The organism is Paenibacillus lentus, assembly GCF_003931855.1.
Taxonomy (GTDB): Bacteria; Bacillota; Bacilli; order Paenibacillales; family Paenibacillaceae; genus Fontibacillus; species Fontibacillus lentus.
In genome coordinates this window covers 2,574,496-2,592,766 of sequence record NZ_CP034248.1, presented here as the reverse complement: position 1 = coordinate 2,592,766, position 18,271 = coordinate 2,574,496, and the positions used below count along the sequence as shown (strand labels likewise).

The 18,271-nt window shown below is 44.4% G+C and carries 21 protein-coding genes and 1 pseudogene; 16 read left to right on the top strand and 6 right to left on the bottom strand.

Translation table 11 applies throughout. The features are described from left to right. Positions 1-20 precede the first annotated feature (20 nt). The 5 genes from EIM92_RS11590 (at position 21) to EIM92_RS11570 (ending at position 5,417) form a co-directional block, all read left to right on the top strand. Entirely contained in the window at positions 21-314 is a 294-nt protein-coding gene (locus EIM92_RS11590; protein ID WP_164515089.1) for a hypothetical protein, read from the top strand. Further along, positions 307-1,836, top strand: coding sequence for a multiple monosaccharide ABC transporter ATP-binding protein (gene mmsA / locus EIM92_RS11585; protein ID WP_125085139.1), 1,530 nt, complete (start codon positions 307-309; stop codon positions 1,834-1,836). The genes EIM92_RS11590 and mmsA overlap by 8 nt, the downstream gene beginning before the upstream one ends. Positions 1,837-1,840: 4 nt before the next feature. After that, the gene (gene mmsB / locus EIM92_RS11580) at positions 1,841-3,004 is read left to right on the top strand and encodes a multiple monosaccharide ABC transporter permease (protein WP_125082759.1); all 1,164 of its coding nucleotides are present in this window, start codon (positions 1,841-1,843) and stop codon (positions 3,002-3,004) included. Between the two features lie 116 nt (positions 3,005-3,120). Further along, positions 3,121-3,729: a TetR/AcrR family transcriptional regulator gene (locus EIM92_RS11575; protein WP_246021414.1), complete on the top strand. Its 609-nt coding sequence runs from the start codon at positions 3,121-3,123 to the stop codon at positions 3,727-3,729. Then, positions 3,705-5,417, top strand: coding sequence for an oleate hydratase (locus tag EIM92_RS11570; protein WP_425464183.1), 1,713 nt, complete (start codon positions 3,705-3,707; stop codon positions 5,415-5,417). Before EIM92_RS11575 ends, EIM92_RS11570 begins: the two co-directional genes overlap by 25 nt. 44 nt (positions 5,418-5,461) lie before the next feature. On the opposite strand, the gene EIM92_RS11565 is transcribed toward EIM92_RS11570, so the two are convergent. The 3 genes from EIM92_RS11565 to EIM92_RS11555 form a co-directional block, all read right to left on the bottom strand. Next, positions 5,462-5,653 carry an aspartyl-phosphate phosphatase Spo0E family protein gene (locus tag EIM92_RS11565; RefSeq protein WP_125082758.1) on the bottom strand — a complete coding sequence of 64 codons (192 nt, stop codon included), beginning with the start codon at positions 5,651-5,653 and terminating at the stop codon, positions 5,462-5,464. A gap of 217 nt (positions 5,654-5,870) precedes the next feature. After that, positions 5,871-7,286 (bottom strand): XRE family transcriptional regulator, encoded by a 1,416-nt coding sequence (locus EIM92_RS11560; protein WP_125082757.1) that lies wholly within the window; start codon positions 7,284-7,286, stop codon positions 5,871-5,873. Between the two features lie 323 nt (positions 7,287-7,609). After that, a complete protein-coding gene (locus tag EIM92_RS11555; protein ID WP_125082756.1) occupies positions 7,610-7,894 on the bottom strand; it encodes a hypothetical protein in 285 nt (94 codons plus the stop codon). Positions 7,895-8,393: 499 nt separating this feature from the next. Here EIM92_RS11555 and EIM92_RS23690 point away from each other — a divergent pair, with 499 nt between their 5' ends. The 6 genes and pseudogenes from EIM92_RS23690 to EIM92_RS11540 all read left to right on the top strand — a co-directional run bounded on the left by EIM92_RS23690 (position 8,394) and on the right by EIM92_RS11540 (position 12,231). Then, positions 8,394-8,567: a hypothetical protein gene (locus tag EIM92_RS23690; RefSeq protein ID WP_164515088.1), complete on the top strand. Its 174-nt coding sequence runs from the start codon at positions 8,394-8,396 to the stop codon at positions 8,565-8,567. A gap of 356 nt (positions 8,568-8,923) precedes the next feature. After that, the gene (locus EIM92_RS23685) at positions 8,924-9,076 is read left to right on the top strand and encodes a hypothetical protein (protein ID WP_164515087.1); all 153 of its coding nucleotides are present in this window, start codon (positions 8,924-8,926) and stop codon (positions 9,074-9,076) included. Positions 9,077-9,166: 90 nt separating this feature from the next. Next, positions 9,167-10,522 (top strand): annotated as a pseudogene (locus EIM92_RS11545) (IS1182 family transposase); the annotation flags it as partial. Positions 10,523-10,600: 78 nt separating this feature from the next. Next, entirely contained in the window at positions 10,601-10,882 is a 282-nt protein-coding gene (locus tag EIM92_RS24195; RefSeq protein WP_246021413.1) for a MepB family protein, read from the top strand. Positions 10,883-11,552: 670 nt separating this feature from the next. After that, entirely contained in the window at positions 11,553-11,816 is a 264-nt protein-coding gene (locus EIM92_RS24190) for a hypothetical protein (protein WP_246021335.1), read from the top strand. Then, positions 11,779-12,231 carry a hypothetical protein gene (locus EIM92_RS11540; protein WP_246021332.1) on the top strand — a complete coding sequence of 151 codons (453 nt, stop codon included), beginning with the start codon at positions 11,779-11,781 and terminating at the stop codon, positions 12,229-12,231. The genes EIM92_RS24190 and EIM92_RS11540 overlap by 38 nt, the downstream gene beginning before the upstream one ends. On the opposite strand, the gene EIM92_RS11535 is transcribed toward EIM92_RS11540, so the two are convergent. Next, positions 12,228-13,535, bottom strand: coding sequence for a sensor histidine kinase (locus tag EIM92_RS11535; protein ID WP_246021412.1), 1,308 nt, complete (start codon positions 13,533-13,535; stop codon positions 12,228-12,230). The two genes, EIM92_RS11540 and EIM92_RS11535, sit on opposite strands and share 4 nt — an antisense overlap. Position 13,536: 1 nt before the next feature. Beyond that, entirely contained in the window at positions 13,537-14,274 is a 738-nt protein-coding gene (locus tag EIM92_RS11530) for a LytR/AlgR family response regulator transcription factor (protein ID WP_125082753.1), read from the bottom strand. A gap of 185 nt (positions 14,275-14,459) precedes the next feature. Here EIM92_RS11530 and EIM92_RS11525 point away from each other — a divergent pair, with 185 nt between their 5' ends. The 5 genes from EIM92_RS11525 to EIM92_RS11505 all read left to right on the top strand — a co-directional run bounded on the left by EIM92_RS11525 (position 14,460) and on the right by EIM92_RS11505 (position 17,888). Beyond that, complete coding sequence (locus tag EIM92_RS11525) at positions 14,460-15,374, top strand: ABC transporter ATP-binding protein (RefSeq protein ID WP_164515084.1); 915 nt, start codon at positions 14,460-14,462, stop codon at positions 15,372-15,374. After that, positions 15,371-16,168 carry an ABC transporter permease gene (locus EIM92_RS11520; RefSeq protein WP_125082751.1) on the top strand — a complete coding sequence of 266 codons (798 nt, stop codon included), beginning with the start codon at positions 15,371-15,373 and terminating at the stop codon, positions 16,166-16,168. The genes EIM92_RS11525 and EIM92_RS11520 overlap by 4 nt, the downstream gene beginning before the upstream one ends. Positions 16,169-16,595: 427 nt before the next feature. Next, positions 16,596-16,874, top strand: a complete 279-nt coding sequence (locus EIM92_RS11515) for a hypothetical protein (RefSeq protein WP_125082750.1) — start codon at positions 16,596-16,598, stop codon at positions 16,872-16,874. A 31-nt stretch (positions 16,875-16,905) separates the two neighbouring features. After that, positions 16,906-17,175: a phage holin family protein gene (locus EIM92_RS11510; protein ID WP_125082749.1), complete on the top strand. Its 270-nt coding sequence runs from the start codon at positions 16,906-16,908 to the stop codon at positions 17,173-17,175. Next, positions 17,172-17,888, top strand: a complete 717-nt coding sequence (locus EIM92_RS11505) for an N-acetylmuramoyl-L-alanine amidase (protein WP_125082748.1) — start codon at positions 17,172-17,174, stop codon at positions 17,886-17,888. Before EIM92_RS11510 ends, EIM92_RS11505 begins: the two co-directional genes overlap by 4 nt. A 21-nt stretch (positions 17,889-17,909) precedes the next feature. On the opposite strand, the gene EIM92_RS11500 is transcribed toward EIM92_RS11505, so the two are convergent. Further along, positions 17,910-18,194, bottom strand: coding sequence for a hypothetical protein (locus tag EIM92_RS11500; protein ID WP_125082747.1), 285 nt, complete (start codon positions 18,192-18,194; stop codon positions 17,910-17,912). Positions 18,195-18,271 lie beyond the last annotated feature (77 nt).

Sequence of the window (18,271 nt, the reverse complement as noted above, 5' to 3'; positions counted from 1 at the left end):
TCATGCAGCGGAGATATCATGTGCTAGGAGTGCCGCACGGCTATCTTGACCAACCGAGGTCATGCAGCGGAGATACATGCGCTAGGAGTGCCACGGCGGCTGTCATGACCAACCGAGGTCATGCAGCGGAGATACCATGTGCTGGGATGCCGCCGCGGCTGTCATGCATTCAGCATGAGCGCTTCAAGCTTGAGATGTTCCCGCAAACAGCTCATGCCCATAAATACAGCGGTGGCCTACCGGCCTCCGCTATCCTTTGTACTCGAATGGAGACGTCGAATGGAGACGAAAGGCTTGGTGAAGACAGTGAGTGACTTCATTTTGGAGATGAGAGGAATTACGAAGACTTTTCCAGGCGTCAAGGCGCTGGAGAATGTGAATTTGAAAGTCAAAGAAGGTGAAATACACGCCCTCTGCGGAGAGAACGGCGCCGGTAAATCCACGCTGATGAAGGTGCTGAGTGGTGTCTATCCGCATGGCTCGTATGAAGGAGATATTTTATTCAAAGGAGAGGTTTGCGAATTCAAGGATATTAAGCAGAGCGAAAGCCTGGGCATCGTCATCATTCACCAGGAGCTAGCTTTGATCCCCTATCTATCGATTGCGGAGAATATTTTTCTCGGCAATGAGCAAACAAAGCGCGGTATCATCAACTGGAACGAGACAACGATCAAAACGAGAGAACTGCTTGCAACTGTCGGGCTAAAAGAATCCCCTAACACCCATGTCATTAACATCGGGGTCGGCAAACAGCAGCTGGTGGAAATCGCCAAAGCGCTGTCCAAAAAGGTGAAGCTGCTCATCCTCGATGAGCCGACGGCCGCGCTTAACGAGGATGATAGCGAGAATCTGCTTAATTTGATCCTGGAGCTGAAGCAGCAAGGCATCTCTTCAATTATTATTTCCCATAAGCTGAATGAAATCGAGAAGGTCGCGGATTCGATCACGATTTTGCGGGATGGGAAGACAATTCAGACGCTGGATATGCATGAGGATCAGGTGACGGAGGATGTCATCATCAAAGGCATGGTCGGCCGGGATCTGACCCACCGTTACCCGGAGCGTGTCCCAAATATCGGGGAGAAAATTTTTGAGGTACAGAACTGGCAGGTCGATCATCCAGAGCATGAAGGCCGCAAAATGCTGGACAACATCAATATCCATATCCAACGCGGTGAAATTGTCGGTGTAGCCGGTCTCATGGGCGCGGGAAGAACAGAGCTCGCGATGAGTATCTTCGGCAAATCCTACGGCAGGAACATCCAGGGTAAGCTGCTGCTGCACGGCAAGGAGATCCAGTTGAACGATATCAGCACCGCCATCCAGCATGGCATCGCGTATGTGACCGAGGACCGCAAAGACTACGGACTCGTGTTAATCGACGATATCAAGCGGAATATTTCACTTGCCAACCTGAGCAAGCTGTCCCGCCACGGCGTAATCAATGAGAACGAAGAAGTGCTCGTAGCTGAGGATTACCGCGAGAAACTAAAGATCAAGACGCCGAGCATTTTGCAAAAAACAGTCAATTTAAGCGGGGGAAATCAGCAGAAGGTGGTACTCAGCAAGTGGATTTACGCTCAGCCTGAAATTCTTATCCTGGACGAACCTACCCGCGGCATTGATGTCGGCGCCAAATACGAAATTTACTCGATCGTCAATCAACTGGCAGACGAAGGGAAAGGCATCCTGTTCATTTCCTCGGAGCTCCCGGAGCTGCTCGGCATGTGCGACCGCATCTATGTTATGAGCGAAGGGCGCATTACCGGCGAGGTCAACCGCGAGGACGCCACCCAGGAAGTACTGATGAAATCTATGACTCGAGGCAGGGGGTAAGGACATGCAAATGATTAGCGAGCTTTTCAAAAAAAATATTCGCCAGTACGGCATGATTATCGCATTAGTCTTCATTACGGTCTTATTTCAAATCCTCACCGACGGCATTCTGTTAAAGCCGCTTAATGTCACAAACTTAATCTTGCAAAATAGCTATATCCTTGTGTTAGCAATCGGGATGGTACTCGTTATCATTACAGGACACATCGATCTGTCGGTCGGCTCCATCGCGGCCTTTATCGGGGCGCTAGCAGCGATCATGATGGTCGACCTGCAGCTCCCCCCTTTCCTCGCGGTCATCATTTCGCTGGGAGTCGGAGCGTTGATCGGTGCATGGCAAGGCTTCTGGATCGCTTACGTACGAATTCCCGCCTTTATCGTTACCCTAGCCGGCATGCTGCTGTTCCGTGGTCTGACTATGATCATTTTGAACGGTCAATCAATCTCGCCGTTTCCAAAGTCCTTTCAGAAAATCAGCTCCGGCTTCCTTCCCGACTGGTTCGGGGGCGCGAATATTCACATCATGACGATCGTGCTCGGCGTCATTCTTTCCCTACTCGTCGTTTGGCAGGAATGGAAGGATCGCAAGACGCAGATCAAATACAATTTCGAGACAGCGCCGATATGGATTTTCATCACCAAGGTGGCCTCCCTAGTCGCCGTCGTCAACGTTTTCACCTATGTGCTGGCTACGTATAATGGGATTCCGAATATTCTCGTCATCCTATTTGTGCTCATCGTCATCTATTCCTTCGTGATGAACCGAATGATTGCCGGGCGACATATTTACGCGTTGGGCGGCAATGAGAAAGCCGCGAAGTTATCCGGGGTCAAGACGAAAAAGGTCACCTTCTGGGTGTTCGTCAACATGGGAGCCATGGCGGCGCTATCCGGCCTTATCTTTGCGGCGCGCCTGAACGCGGCAACACCTAAAGCAGGGACAAACTTCGAGCTAGATGCAATCGCAGCTTGCTTCATTGGCGGAGCTTCCGCTTCCGGCGGCATCGGCACCGTCATCGGGGCGATCATCGGCGGCCTGGTCATGGGCGTCATGAACAACGGGATGTCCCTCATTGGCCTCGGGGTTGATTGGCAGCAAGGTATCAAAGGACTTGTCCTCCTTCTCGCCGTGGCCTTCGATATTTACAACAAATCCAAAACGAATTAATTTCATTTAGAGGATATATGCATGCAAAATACAGCAAGCTTCACTCTTTGTTAAGAAGTGAAGCTTGTTTTTTGTGTTACCATTGGATATATATGGTTAACAAAACAATGAAGCAGGTGATCCTTTTGTCCACTTCCTCTATCACTAAAAAGGCTTTGGCCCGCTCTTTGAAGCAAACCATGCAAGAGCTTCCCTTAAGCAAAATCACCGTCAAACAAATCGTGAATCACTGCGGAGTAAATCGGCAGACGTTTTACTACCATTTTCAAGATATTTATGACTTGCTAGGTTGGATTTATCAAACGGAAGCCATCGATAGCCTATCCCCATTCCGCAGCTACCAGACCTGGACGCAGGGGCTTTATACGATTTTTACTTATATCGAGAACAATAAAGCCTTTTGTCTGAACACGCTCCATTCCCTCGCGCGGAGTCATTTGGACTCGTATCTCTATGCTGCCACCTATGATCTTATGCTCGGGGTCGTCCATGAAGTAAGCAGCAGCATGCGCGTTGCCGACGAAGATAAAAGCTTCCTCGCTAATTTTTATACACTTGCCTTTACGGGACTCGTGATCCAGTGGATGCAAGACGGCATGAAGGAACCTCCGTCACGGATCGTGAAGCGATTAAGCGAGCTTATGGAAGGTAATTTTGAACGCGCATTGCAGCGCTATGAGAAGTGTCCAAAATCTAGACAATGGCACGAATATGTCCAAAAATAATACACCGCCCGCCTTCTGTCGGTTTTCTACAAAAAGGGAATTTCGTACATTTAAGATGTCTCTCATGTTCCAAGGTTTCATCAAAATCTACGAAGGCGAGGATGATGGATATGGGCACATACAGCAATCAGGTGTACTTTATTGGAGGAGGCATTGCCTCATTGGCAGGAGCAGCTTTTCTGATCAGGGATTGCGGCTTCCCAGGACAACAAATTCATATTATCGAAGAATTGAAAGTACTGGGAGGGAGCAACGACGGCGCGGGCGATCGCAAGCATGGCTATGTGATCCGCGGCGGCAGGATGCTGAACGATGAAACGTATGAAAATTTATGGGACTTGCTAAGCTCCATCCCCTCTGTGGATGACCCGAGCCAGTCGGTAAGGGAGGAGATCGTCGCCTTTGACACGGCGCATCCCACGCATTCCAGGGCGAGGCTTGTGAATAAAAATGGCGAAATTGAAGATGTGAGCTCCATGGGATTTGACATGGGTGATCGTATGGCCATGGCCAAGCTGATCCTTGCACCGGAAACACAAATCGGCCGAATGCGGATTAACGAGTGGTTCGGGCCTCATTTTTTCCAGACAAATTTCTGGTATATGTGGGCAACGACCTTCGCCTTTCAGCCCTGGCACAGCGCTGTCGAGCTTAAGAGGTACATGCTTCGCTTCATGCATGAGTTTCCGAGAATTCATACGCTGGAAGGCGTCACCCGTACGCCCTACAACCAATACGATTCGCTTATCGTTCCGCTGCAGCAATATTTGCAGAAGCATAGCGTGGACTTTGAACTGAAATGTACAGTAACGGATTTGGATTTTAAAGAAGGCGATGACATTACCGTAACTCGTATGCATTATGTAAAGGACGGTAAGCAGAAAATATTGGATCTGGCTGAAGAGGATCTCGTGATTATAACGAACGGCTCGATGACGGAGAGCTCCGATTTGGGTTCGATGACAACACCTCCACGACTAAACGGCAAAGGCAGCTCCTGGCAGCTATGGGATCGAATTGCCGCGAAGAAACCGGGGAGACTCGGCAATCCTTCGTCCTTCGATGACCATATCGACGAATCCAAATGGGAATCCTTCACCGTCACCTGCAAGGAATCCCGCTTCTTTGACCTTATGGAGAGCTTCACACGCAACAAGGCCGGAACTGGCGCTCTAGTTACCTTCAAGGACTCCAGTTGGTTCATGTCGATTGTACTGGCGCATCAGCCCCATTTCCGCAACCAGCCCGAGGATATAAAAGTGTTCTGGGGCTATGGCTTATACCCGGATCAAGTCGGAGACTATGTGAAAAAGCGAATGTGTGATTGTACCGGAGAGGAAATTTTGACAGAGCTATTGCATCATTTGAAATTCGAGGACGATAAGGATGAAATTATCCGCTCCGCGAACTGTATTCCCTGCATGATGCCGTATATTACGGCGCAATTCATGCCAAGAACGCTCGGCGATCGGCCGGAGGTCGTCCCCGAAGGGTCAACGAACCTGGCCTTTATCGGCCAATTCTGCGAAATTCCCGATGACGTTGTTTTTACAGAGGAGTATTCCGTCAGAACCGCCCGAATCGCCGTCTATCAACTGCTGGGAATCGATAAGCCGATTGTACCGATCAACCAGTATCAATACGACGTGCGAACCTTGCTCCAAAGCTTGGCAACCTCTTTTCGTTAGGGAATGAGGGATGTCTATAATCAATTTGCACAGAGTCGGTTGCTCTAAGCAATCGGCTCTTTCCTGCGCATATAATCATACTTTACTTCGTTATATTGATTAATCAGCTGATCCAGCTCCATAGACTGCTTCAGCACGCGTATATCCTGCAAACCATATTGCTTAGCCAGCAGCCCCAGCCGCTGCCGCTCTTCCTCTATTCTATGTTTAATATATTTGGATTTTGTTCCACTCACCTAAAACACCACCTTATGGATATTTTAGGATAAGTTGCATAATATGACCTATAAACCGATTTTGCAAAATCGTTTTTTGTAATTTTAGGTAAAAATAAATAAAATAAAGACCAGCTTTGGAAGCTGGTCGGGTGAATGTTACTCAGAAAAGCAAGTTAGCTTTTCCTAGTTACCTGCACCATGTGAAAACATCGCAATAAAATGTTGGACTGGTATACTAAAGCAAAGAATTATTGTAGTCACCCTCATTAAATTCTTCTTCATAGTCCCATACCTCTCTACAATATTTAACGTATGCATTACGTTGCTGCTTCGTCGTATAATTGCGATAAAACTCAAATAGTGCCATGCTGTTAACTATGTTGTGTTTACTATTGATTTTGATGGAATGTTTAAAGCTGCGTAGGGTATTTCTCACCCCGTCTTTTATTAGCCTTTTTCTAAAACAATAAATAGCGTACTTTTGAAAAAACAATGAGCAACGAAAGGTGTGAAATGGTTCTTTGTACTGAACCTTTAGCTCGCCTAATTTCCCACGGTTTTCTCGATTAATACGGCTATAGAATTGAATTTCACCCGCAAATTTCTCCAGGTGCTCATCTACAAAAAATTTATAACGATTTGCTGATTCGAGTAAAGTGATTAATCCCTCTAAAATTTCACTTGGATTCTCTTCCAAGAATTGTACATATTCAGCTATTCTTGATCGTTTCCCATCTTTAATATCTACAGAGAGTAGATTTGCTTCTGCAAACATTTTATATCTTTCAACTTCCAGCCATCCTGCTTTATCCAATCCTTCAAACCAGCTGAGATCCGCATATTCTGCAATCCATCTTCTGGATTCTTCAAACATTCTGCGATAATCATAAGAAGCTGCTTTGTACAAGTAGCCTCTACCGTAGTAATAAACCAAAGGCCGTGCAAGTGTAAAGTCAGAGTCATGCCATTGTTGATTCTTATATAAAGCGTTAGTTAAATCAATCATCTCATCTGCATAGTTCTCAACTTCTTCCCATTTCTTATAGACATAGTACAACTCCGTTAACATAATAAGGCCATCAAGTGAATAATTCACTGGGAGTCTATGCCTATAGGGAATAAATTTTATAGCAGATTCTATACTATTATATCCACCTATGCTATCAATTTGAAAAATTCTATAATAACTTATCGCGAGTCTCTCAGAATGGTTCGATCTTTCACTTTCGATTACACATTCATACATTATAGTAGCCGCTTCATACCATCCCTGCTCGAACATTAATTCAGCCGTTTCAAAAATTCCAGTAATCTGCTTCAGATCTTCAAGCAAACGAGATACAACCGCACGTATGCAGTCAAGCTTCTTCAGTTCAGCACAACGAAGCAAAAACGGACGCAATCGTCGCCAATGAGGAGCAGCCGAGATAAAGCACTCATTGATAAACAGTTCATATAAACTTCCTTCAGGGAGGCCCATCACATGCGTAATGCGGTCTAACTGCATAATTGCGATTGGCCGATTGCCATTTAATATACCACTTAACGTACCTGCGTTAACTCCGGATTTCTCTGCAAAAAGATGAAGCGTCATCGCCTCCCTCTTCATGAAATCTTCCAGTTCTTCGCATATCGTCGTTGTAAGATTCAAAGCAGCAATCACCCCCTATACCATTTTCAAAACTAAGATACTAAGAAGAAACAACAAACCACAAAACGAGAGTATTGGTATATTGTGTAACTTAACTTTAACCCTTATTTTTCCATTGGTCAATATATCCTTTGTCGCATTCGCACGGAAAATATAAAATATAAAATATAAAATTTCAAAAAATCAGCTCTACTTCCTTTTTACCGTGAATTCTCTAATTCACCTAATATAAGGCTCAATACAACAAAACAAGGATTGCCTTAGCATCATGCCAGACAACCCTTGTTCTAAAGATTATAAAATTAGAAATATATGTAGCGGCTTCAATAATTCGTCCAATACTCAATATCACTGCGCATCCCTCGCCGCGCCTTGCTTACTGCTCTCTCTTCAAACTGGGGAGCATGAAGCAGCTTCAAGCTGAACAACGTGGATTTATCCGGCCAGTGAAGATATTCTTCTATCTCCAATTGTTGTAGTCCTGCTACAATGTCTGGTTCGTATCTACCAGTCGTGCGTTCAAGCTCTGTCATCGTCGGCATTCGGTGCCGCTGTGACCAATAGTTATGAATAATCCGCAGCAGTTTGCGTTCCAGATCAGGAAACATGGTATTTTCCTCCTCTCAAAGGTAAGGACTGCTTCAATGGCTGGTTTAGAGGTTCGTTTAAAGACTGGTTTGTAGGTTGCTTTGGAGACTGCTTTGTAGGCTGCTTGGGAAATTTCTTTGAAATCTGGTTTGATATTTGCCTTACAGGCCGAAGAGCTAGAATTTGCTCCATTTTAAAAGCTCTGGGAGATCCCGTCAGCTGGCATGTTGCCCGCACTAGCCCATGGCGTATGGCATGAATATAAATCGAACGTTGCGTAATTTTCCCTCTGCGATCCATGTAAATGATCTCGACCACTTGGTTCATGTATTTTTTCACCAGAATCACCCTTTAACAGGAACGTTTGTTTGTATTATATACGAACTTACGTTCCTTTAACAAGTGGAAAAAGGCACCGGAAACTCTCTTTTCATCCGGATCGGTTTGGTTTCGACCGCTCGCGGGAATGTTAAGTATTAGTAATAGCGAGTAATGTTAAATGTTGGCGTAATTACGTTAGTGGCTACGGTTGTCGCTACGATTGTGGTTACGTTCTTGGTTATGTTCTTGGTTGCGGTTGTGGTGGTGGTCCGTTACGTTCGCAGTTACGTTCTTGGTTACGGTAATGGTGACGCTTACGATAATGGTAATGGTAATGATCTCTTCGTGATGGTTGTTGTGACTGTAGTTTGACTGTCACTGCGATGATAATGGGGTAATGATAGTGATAGCGAAAATTGTATGGAGTTGTAAAAGGTAATGAAAAGTGCCATGTGGCATCTAGTAAAGTCTCATAATTAAGCGTTAAAAGTTAAACAGTAATGAATGGAGGAGGAATAACATCGTGTGGAAGCTAGGTGAAAGGTATAGAGGCAAGGGAAAAGGAATACTGTGGATTATAGCGTTCTGCATTATGTTCGCATGCATATATGTGCTGTATATTCTTTTTAGCGTATATTGGTCATAAAAAAGGGAGCAGGAGGCTTCGTCAAGGGCAAATTTGCCTGCCTTCCCCTTACTTCTTTGGATCCAGGCTGGAGATCACTGGGATGGGACTGTTCGTTACGGCTCGTCTGAAAATGGGTAGTTCGTTTACGGGCGAGTGTCGGTTTCGTTTACGTGAGGATGTCCGCTTCGTTACGGGAGGATATCCACTTCGTTACTGGAGGATATCCACTTCGTTACGGGAGAATATCCGCTAGATGTATTTTCTCAGACTGTTGAAAAAGCCCCTATCTAGATCACATTACCGCGTTAATTTGGTATAATATAGGTAATATATTGAAAGTGTGGTGTGCGAATTGCCTAACATTCAACAAGATAGAAATCAAATTGAATTGGTTAGTATAGATATGCTTGTACCAAAAGATCATTTACTACGAATCATTGATGAAAACGTAGATTTTTCATTTATTACGGAGATGACTCGCCCCTACTATCACGGCACATTAGGGAGGCCTCCAATTCACCCGATTCGCCTTTTCAAAATGATGCTGATTGGTTATTTGTATGGCATTCACTCCGAAAGGCAATTAGAGCAAGAAATTAAAACGGACGTAGCCTACCGCTGGTTCCTCGGTCTAGGCTTAACGGATCCTGTGCCGGATCACTCGACGATTAGTTACAACCGTAATGTGCGATTCAAAGGATCTACCATTTTTCAAGACATTTTTGACGAAGTAGTCCGTTTGGCCATCCGTCATAACATGGTAGGGGGACGTGTTCTCATTACTGATTCAACGCACATCCAAGCTAACGCGAATAAAAATCGTTCATCGATGCAAGTTGTGACGGAAACGCCCCTTGAATATTTAAAAGAATTGGAGACAGCTGTTAATCAAGAACGAGAGCGTCATGGAAAAAAGCCGCTGCCGCCCGTGAAAAACGAAACGATTGAAAAAAAACTGCGAGTGAGTAACACCGATCCAGAAAGTGGCTTTATGAAGCGTAAAGGCAAACCCGAAGGGTTTTATTATTTGGATCATCGTACAGTCGATCACAAATTCAATCTCATTACGGATGTCCATGTTACCCCTGGAAATGTGAATGACTCAACCGTTTATATAGAAAGACTTCAAAGACAGATCGATACATTTGACTTTCACAATACGTTAGAAGCTGTTGCTTTGGATTCAGGATATATGACGCCCTACATATGCAAAAAAACAAGCGAGATGGGTGTTTTCAGTGTCATCGCTACTCGTAATGCCCCTACAGCAGAGGGGACTATACCCAAAGAAGAGTTTTCCTATGACCCGCAACAAGACGCTTATATATGTCCCAATGGATCTAAGCTGACTTACCACACAACTAATCGCAATGGATACAAAGAATATATGTCCAACCCTGACTTATGTGGCCAATGCCCATTATTGGATAGCTGTACATCAAGCAAAAATCGTAAACGTAAAATTCAGCGGCATGTTTGGGAAGGGTTTAAAGAGCGAGTAGAAGCGAATTACCGTAGCTCTTCAGGACAGATCTTGTATAAGCTCCGTTGTAAAACAGTTGAGCGAAGCTTCGCGGATGCCAAAGTGCTCCATGGGCTTCGCATTTCCCGTTTGCGTGGCCGGGAAAAAGTGCAGGAACAAGCACTGATGACTGCCATAGTGCAGAACATTAAGAAAATAGCAAGGCACCTAGCCAAGCTTTTTTCTCGTACAAACGGGAACTCACCTTATATTTTAATCCTTTCGATTCTGGATTTCCGTGGAAAGTATGTTTTCTTGCATAGAAAATCAATTACTTCAACAGTCTGTATAACTACCTTTAAAAATGAAAATGAGTTTGGTCAATTTATTTTTCCAAAAGAAGTTCTTCTAAAAAAGGATATTCTTAGGTCTACTTCAACAAAGGGAAAAATGGCAATAAGAGTATATCCAATCTGGGATAGTCCGAACAGCAAACAAGCGATGAAAACTCAAAAATGGCAGTTACCCTATTTTGTTGATATGTGTAATCCGAATAAATTATCTTTAGAAAAAATAATAGAACTGTATTCTTTTTAATCTTCACCAACCGGGCGCGATTGTGGAATAAGGAAAATAAGAAATAAGATACAAAAGATACGAGAGATTATTCTCGTGTCTGTTTTCATTGAGTGTTTTTTCCGTTAAAAATTTAAGGCGATAGCGATAAGTTTTTGTGTCTTGCTGAGTGGCTAATCGGCCAATATTCGGCAACGGAAAAAATGGGAATCGTAAAGGGGGAAAGGGTGGAGATTTTTCAGCGCAGCGTTTTGAAAAGTAATACCCATACCTTGATGATTTCCAAATGGTTTTCGAGTGCCACCTTTATCCCGATTGATTTTGAAGATTATCTGGAAAACAATATTTATTCTAAATGTTCGATTTTGAACATCCGATAACACTTGAGAGTGATCTTGATATTTTTACTAATCCAGGGCCATAAAACAATTAATCGATAATGGGGAAATAGTAAGTGTACGACTCAGCTAAACGCGTCACCAAAGAATGGCAGGATGGCTACTAGGTTGCCAGCCAGTACGACGAGAACAGCAACCGAACTCAGGTCAGCAGCAGCTTGGGAGCACATTTGACCTTTGAGTGGGATCAGCTGGGGCAAGTTAACCAAATGCAGGCGAGGTCATGGCTTGTTAATCCAGAAGCTGCAGGATTCTACTGTTAGGAAAATTTCTGCAAGAGGAGTTGACTTGAGGTGAAAATGGATAATTGCCAATCTGCCGTAGAGCTATGGATGAAATATGCTCCCTATCTGATGTTTGACCTTCGCGATCCATTTTATCCAGATGCGGTGGGCGTTACGATTTTTCAGAAACCGGGAGGGTTCCCTTCCTTTCGCCGCCAGTTGGAGTTTGGTCAGGAGCGCGTTAGCTTTGTCATCGAATATGCCATTTGGTGGGATTACGAAATCGGGCATTTGTATGGAACTCAAGCATGTTTGGGTATATATGGGGCATGATGGCGTGGTACTGGACAGCGAAGCGAGCTTCCATGGAAAAATTTTAAAAGGACTGCTGAAGGATCGGTCGAACTTGGCGGACGGGACTCATGTCGTACTGTACTCTCAGCCTGGGAAGCATGCATTTTCTCCGATTCCGATAGTGTTCGAGCTTCTTCCCGATTTATACCGAGCGGCCAATGAGCAGGCCGGAATCGATGGACTCATCGTTAACGAGATGTTCAAAGATCACTTCAGCAGCAATGAGGTGATCGACACCAGGGTGAAGCAGCATTTGCAATCCTACGCCTTCACGCCATCGCTGGAATTCAAGGATTACCGATTGAAGTCTGAGCTGATGATGCCTTGGAACCGGCTTTTCGAGTTGATTCCGGTCAGAATTACGGAGCGGCTAAGCGAGCTTGGAATCGGCTAGATCATTCCTGAGGCTTCAGGCTTTAGTTCCTCTTGATCCTTGCGCCGAATATGAAACAGCACGATTTCAATAGTAAAAAGATTGTCATCGTAAGAGATTTCAAGCAGGCCGTTACAGTCGTTTATCCTTTGTTGAATGTTTTTTAAACCGAGGCCACGAATATGTTTCCCGGATTTGGTGGAGCGGATATCTCCCCTAAAATTCGTGCGAATTTCATGCACATAGGGGTTTTGAATTTTTATAAACAGGCTTTGGTTAAGATAATGCATCTGAATTCTAACATGCCGCTCTGTGTTCCCTTCTACTTTACAGGCCTCAATGGCATTGTCCAAGGCGTTTCCTAGAATGACACTGATCTCAATCGTGTCAAGCTCAAGCTGGGCTGGAATGTTTAAATCCAGGTAGAAAGGAATATGCTCCTTTTTTGCTGCCTGCTCCTTGTAATTAATGATGGAATCGATAATTACATTTCCGCTGCTGCAGCTGCCGTGCGCTTTTTCAATGGTGCCGAGAAGCTTGTCCAGTTCCGCTGGAAAATGGGTCTGTCCCTCTCCAGACTGCAATTTGCCGCGTAAGCCTAGCAAAATGTTTTTGAAGTCGTGTTGGAATTTATAGATTTCCTGCTGCCTCTCTTTTGTCAACAAATATTGATTCACATAGTATGCGTTATTCTGCTCTAGCAAACTGTTTTTAGATAGCGTTATCTGTATGTACAAAATGCGATCGTATAGCAGGAAAATCAAAAAATTAATAAGTAACAGCCCGCTGGACAACATCGGAAAAAGGAACGTATTTGACCGAAAGGTGAGATGATTGGCCAACTTGGCGGTAACCAGCATACTGAATAACGGGCACAGAAATAAAAATAGCCAGTGCCAGCTAGATAAAAATCCATCGCCAAAGGATCGAAATAGGCGAACGGATATGAGCACCAGTAAAAACATGAGGATTTTGGATAGAAAGAGATTCAGGATATAACCGTTCGTCAGAGACATAGGTGCCAATGCGGTATCGCTTAGAAAGATCAGGGCGGTGACAAAGAGTGCTGCGTATATTCGCCACCTGAGATTGCCCCGGTAAAGCAAAGATAGCCCTACAATTAACAGTGTGTTTAACGTAAGCAATACGACCCCAGGGAGGGAAGTAAAATGCAGCGCCGAAGTGCACAGCAAATGCAACACGTACAATAAACTGAGGTAGACAGTTCTTTCTATGCGACACGTAAAGCAGTTGCTGAAAAAAAAGTGAATAATCCAAGCTAACGCCGGGAGAGTTGTCAGATAAAAAAATTCTTCCCAAAACACACTATGCAAGTAAATCCCCCCTGAACTTTATATAGCTTTTTTTCACGGAGGCGCTTTTTTTCTCGCTGATTGGCAATTCTTTATTGGTAACGAGCACGACTTTTTTATAGCTGATCTCTTTTACAAAATAAAAATTGACGATATACGACTGATGAATTCTCACAAAACGGCCAGTATGAAGCTTCTGTTCCTCCTCATTTAAAGTACTGTAGTACTCGATCTGCTCACTTCTAGTAACCAGCAGAACCTTCCTCGCCCTGCTTTCCAAATAGACAATATCACGTACAGGGATCAGCAGCTCACGCCCTTGTTTTTGAATAGGTAAAAAATTTAATTTTGCTTGCTGGCGTTTAGCCAGTACCCTTTGCAGAGCCGGTATTAACTTGCATTGAAAGCTTTCTTGATCGAAGGGTTTTCTGATAAACCCCGAGGGCTGAACATCAAATAGCTGCACATGGTACTGTTCATGACTGGATATATAAATCATTTGTACGGAGTCATTATCCACGTTTGATCTAAGCAGATGCCCTGCTTGAATCCCATCCATTCCCTTCATTTCAATGTCCATAAGCACAATATCAAAGGGGCAACCATCCTGAATAGCCTTGGCAAAGCTTTCACCGGAGTAATAGATGGCCACTTCTATTTTTTCGAGAATATTTTTTTGCAGCATCAGCAAAAGCAGTTCGATTTGCTCTGTGGTTTGAAAGTCATCGTCGCAAACTGCGATACGAATCATAATACCATTCCTTTACATATGATCAATTCAACAACTAATATAATCAGTTTTGGAAATAACTCCAAGTGCATCTGAGATAAATTCTTAAAAATGACATGAACAACCTTAATTTTAACCATAGCTCTAATTTGTTGATAGACAGCTGCTATAGTACCTCTAACGGAGAAGTCAGAGGAGTGTTTTTTGTGCAAACTATTTTTGAAGCAAAAGGGTTAACCCAACGATACGGTTCATCTTTGGTACTCCAAGATATTCAGATGTCGATACAGGCAGGAGATATTTACGGTTTCATAGGGGAAAATGGCGCTGGTAAAACGACACTTATGCGAATCATTGCAGGGTTAGTTTTTCCGACAAGAGGCGAAATCTCGCTGTTTGGAAAAAGTGGCAAGGAACTTCGATCAGCCAGGCGGAGTGTCGGGTTTCTCATCGAAGTTCCTGCTCTTTATCCACATATGACAGCGCAGCAAAACCTGACTTTTTATAGCCGCGTATTTGGGGTTGACGATGCCAGTAGGATTGTTGAGGTTTTGGAAATAGTATCTTTGAGGGAAGTAGGAGATAAAAGGGTTTCTGAGTATTCTTTCGGCATGCGGCAGCGTCTTGGCATTGCGATCGCCCTGCTCAATAACCCTAAATTTCTAGTGTTGGATGAGCCAATTAATGGCCTTGATCCTTCAGGCATTGTTGAGATGCGTAAAATTCTCGAATACTTAGCGAAGGAGAAAGGAGTAACGATTTTAATATCAAGCCATATTTTAAGCGAATTGCAGCTACTGGCTACAAAATTTGGCTTTATTCATAAAGGTAGATTAGTTAAAGAAATCTCATCCGAGGAATTGTTAAAATCCGCGGCAAGCCAAATATGTGTTCGAACGCCAAAGCCGGTTGAGGTTATGCACATCTTGAAAGAAAAGCTTAATATCGCCACGGTAGCACTCATGAATAACGGCGAGATTCAAATCCCTAAGGATAGCATGGAGCTGGAGAAATTGATGACGTTTTTCCTGCAGCAGGGAATTCCGATTGAGGGTCTTCATTTATCCGCTCCGAATCTCGAAAGCTACTATATGGATCTTATAGGAGGCCGTGTTTCATGAGAAATTTTCTGAAAGGTGAAGCCTATTATTTGGAAAAAGATACCAGCTATCGAGCGGTCAGTATTATTTTTTTGCTTGCTAGCATTCTATTGCCGATCTGGATTGGTACAAAGTCAGGATTTGCATTAAGTAACCCGATCGAGCCACTGCGTCTGGCGATTTCCTTATCATTTTTGCTGTATTTTATTATTCCACTGCATGCCTGTTATTTTGCAACCGAGGGGTTTGAATACGGGTCAGTTAAAAATATTATCGCCTCTGGGCGAAGCCGATTATCATACTTTATGGGGAAGTATATATCGGAGCTCAAGGTGATTGGCTGGTGGATGATCCAGTTTTTCGGATTGTACTATGCTTTATATATGGCACTTGTGTTAGTAACGGGCTCACCCATTGGTAGTGTTAATTTTCAGGAACATATAACCTTTGTGGTAGCCGCTCTCTTTTTTAACCTTCTCTATTTATCAGCTTATGCGGCCATCGTGATGATGGTCGGGATCCTTATTAAAAAAACAGCTTCAGCCATCGTCGTCACTTTTGTCATCATATTCGGTGATTTTCTGCTCAGCGGCTATTTCAAAGACTCTACGTCTGCGCTATTGCGTACGGTCTCCGAACACACATTAACGACGCAAATTTTTAAATTTTGCGGACAGTACGTTATCAATTCTCAGCTTGTTACTCTATCGGGCATAAATGAGTATATTCGAACAACGCTAATTGCTGTGATTGTTATTGCTGTTTGTCTTGTTGTTGCAATGATTGCATTTAGAAGGAGCGATATTCACACATAAAATTAAATTAGAGTAAAGGGAGGTTTCAGCAGCCTTGAGAAAAGATTATCAATTAAAAACCAAGTCTATTATTGTTATTTTATTAATTTCTGTACTTGTCATATGTGTTCTTTTTATAGGAGTGAAGATAGGTTAGCCTTTTTAAGATGACCACCGCCATGTAACGTCGGCTACCGCACGCATGGCAGCCCAGAAGTACAGCTGAGAATTAGGGGAGGAGTCGATCCTTTGCAGAACGTTGTCCGCCTTGTGTCCGGCTAATGACCAGGGCATGTCCGTGCACTGGACTTTAGACGTGTTAAATTTGTATTGTGGAAATGAATCGACAGAGGTTCGGAAGCCGCTGAGTGCATCAGCGGCTTTTGTCATTTCCGGTGAATTGTGCCCCCAATTCGGGGGCTATTCTTTTTGAAACGGAGGGAGCAGGATGGAAATTACGATACTTATCTCCATTGCGACGGCCGTTAGTGGAATTTTACTCGGTTGGTTGGGACGCACGCGGTCTATACGCCAGGATGCAGCCAAGGATGCAGAAGCTGGAGCGACCCTGCAGACGGACGTGGAATACATCAAACGCGGTGTCGATGATATCAGGGTGGACATGCGGATTCAAAGCCAGCGCGTGGATGGAATATCAGAGCGAGTAACACGAGTAGAGGAATCTACTAAGCAAGCACACAAACGGATAGACCGCTTGGAAGAATAAACTGTATTAAAACCAGGAAAGGAAGATTACGATGGATTGGAATGTTATCTTTGAGCTTATTCATCCGATATTATTTGGTGTCGTGGCGGCATGTTGGGTAATCGGCTATATTCTCAAAAAAACGCCAAAAGTGCCTGACTGGAGCATCATCTATATTGTTACCCTGATCGCTGTACTGCTGTCGGTTTGGCTGCTTGGATGGGGGCCGGAATCGCTCATTCAAGGCATTCTTACCGGTGCTTTTGCGGTATATGGAAATCAATTTGTGAAGCAAGCGTTGAAAGGAGCGAATGATCAATGACAACGGTATGGATTGACGCGGGGCATGGAGGCAAAGATCCGGGGGCGGTTGGTAATGGATTGAAGGAAAAGGATATCACGCTCCGCATATCTCTCGCTATGAAGCAACAACTTGAAGCTCAGTACGCGGATGTAAAGGTGCTGCTCACACGCACGACAGATGCAGACGTCACCTTAAAAGAACGTACCAACAAAGCCAACCAGGCGGGTGCAAATATCCTCATTTCCGTTCACTGTAACGCCGGGGGCGGTGCTGGAGGATTCGAGTCTTTCCGCTATACTTCGGCATCTGCGGCATCGAAATCTTTACAAGATGTACTGCATAACGCAATTATGACGGAACTCAAGCCTTATAATGTTACGGACAGGGGCCAGAAGACCAAAAATCTTCATATGCTTAGAGAAAGCAAAATGCCTGCGGTACTGACAGAGAATTTGTTCATTGATGTAGCTAACGATGCAAGCAAGCTAAAGCAGCAGGAGGTCATTGAAGCCATCGTCAAAGGACATGTGAACGGTATTGCTCAATTTTTGAGCTTGAAGCCTAAGGGAGACATACAGCCAGACCCGGCCGATCCAGGAAAAACAAAGAACTGGAAAGAAAACGGCCGCGAATGGCTCATTGCAAACGCCGGAATCAGTCCAGAATGGAAGGCAACCGATCCGATCGATATCGGAACACTTGGCACCATTCTCAGTAGAATGCAGAAGTAAACTCCTTGGGCACCAGGATGTTTACTCTGCGTAATTGCTGCATTGCTGCTTGTCTGTATGATTATTGCTGGTCTGGGTAGTTGCTGCTTGCCCGCAAGACTGATGCTTGTCTGCGTAGTTGCTGCTTGCCCGCAAGATTGATGCTTGTCTGCGTAGTAGCTGCTTGCCCGCAAGATTGATGCTTGTCTGCGTAGTAGCTGCTTGCCCGCAAGATTGATGCTTGTCTGCGTAGTTGCTGCTTGCCGAATGTTGCTCGTCTACGTAGCGTGCTTTATAGTTGTACTGTTTGCGATTTGTTCTGTTCAATGGTTTGGAGCTGCCGCTGGCGTAGGTGTACTGATCGACGATGGGGGAGGCATCGCAGCAGCTTCAATGGGCTTGAG

Excerpts from the sequence above, each read along its gene's own strand:
- mmsB (WP_125082759.1), top strand. The coding sequence starts at position 1,841 with ATGCAAATGATTAGCGAGCTTTTCAAAAAAAATATTCGCCAGTACGGC.
- EIM92_RS11570 (WP_425464183.1), top strand. The coding sequence starts at position 3,705 with ATGGCACGAATATGTCCAAAAATAATACACCGCCCGCCTTCTGTCGGT.
- EIM92_RS11555 (WP_125082756.1), bottom strand. The coding sequence starts at position 7,894 with ATGTTTCCTGATCTGGAACGCAAACTGCTGCGGATTATTCATAACTAT.
- EIM92_RS23685 (WP_164515087.1), top strand. The coding sequence starts at position 8,924 with ATGGGACTGTTCGTTACGGCTCGTCTGAAAATGGGTAGTTCGTTTACG.
- EIM92_RS11540 (WP_246021332.1), top strand. The coding sequence starts at position 11,779 with ATGGAACTCAAGCATGTTTGGGTATATATGGGGCATGATGGCGTGGTA.
- EIM92_RS11530 (WP_125082753.1), bottom strand. The coding sequence starts at position 14,274 with ATGATTCGTATCGCAGTTTGCGACGATGACTTTCAAACCACAGAGCAA.
- EIM92_RS11520 (WP_125082751.1), top strand. The coding sequence starts at position 15,371 with ATGAGAAATTTTCTGAAAGGTGAAGCCTATTATTTGGAAAAAGATACC.
- EIM92_RS11515 (WP_125082750.1), top strand. The coding sequence starts at position 16,596 with ATGGAAATTACGATACTTATCTCCATTGCGACGGCCGTTAGTGGAATT.
- EIM92_RS11510 (WP_125082749.1), top strand. The coding sequence starts at position 16,906 with ATGGATTGGAATGTTATCTTTGAGCTTATTCATCCGATATTATTTGGT.
- EIM92_RS11505 (WP_125082748.1), top strand. The coding sequence starts at position 17,172 with ATGACAACGGTATGGATTGACGCGGGGCATGGAGGCAAAGATCCGGGG.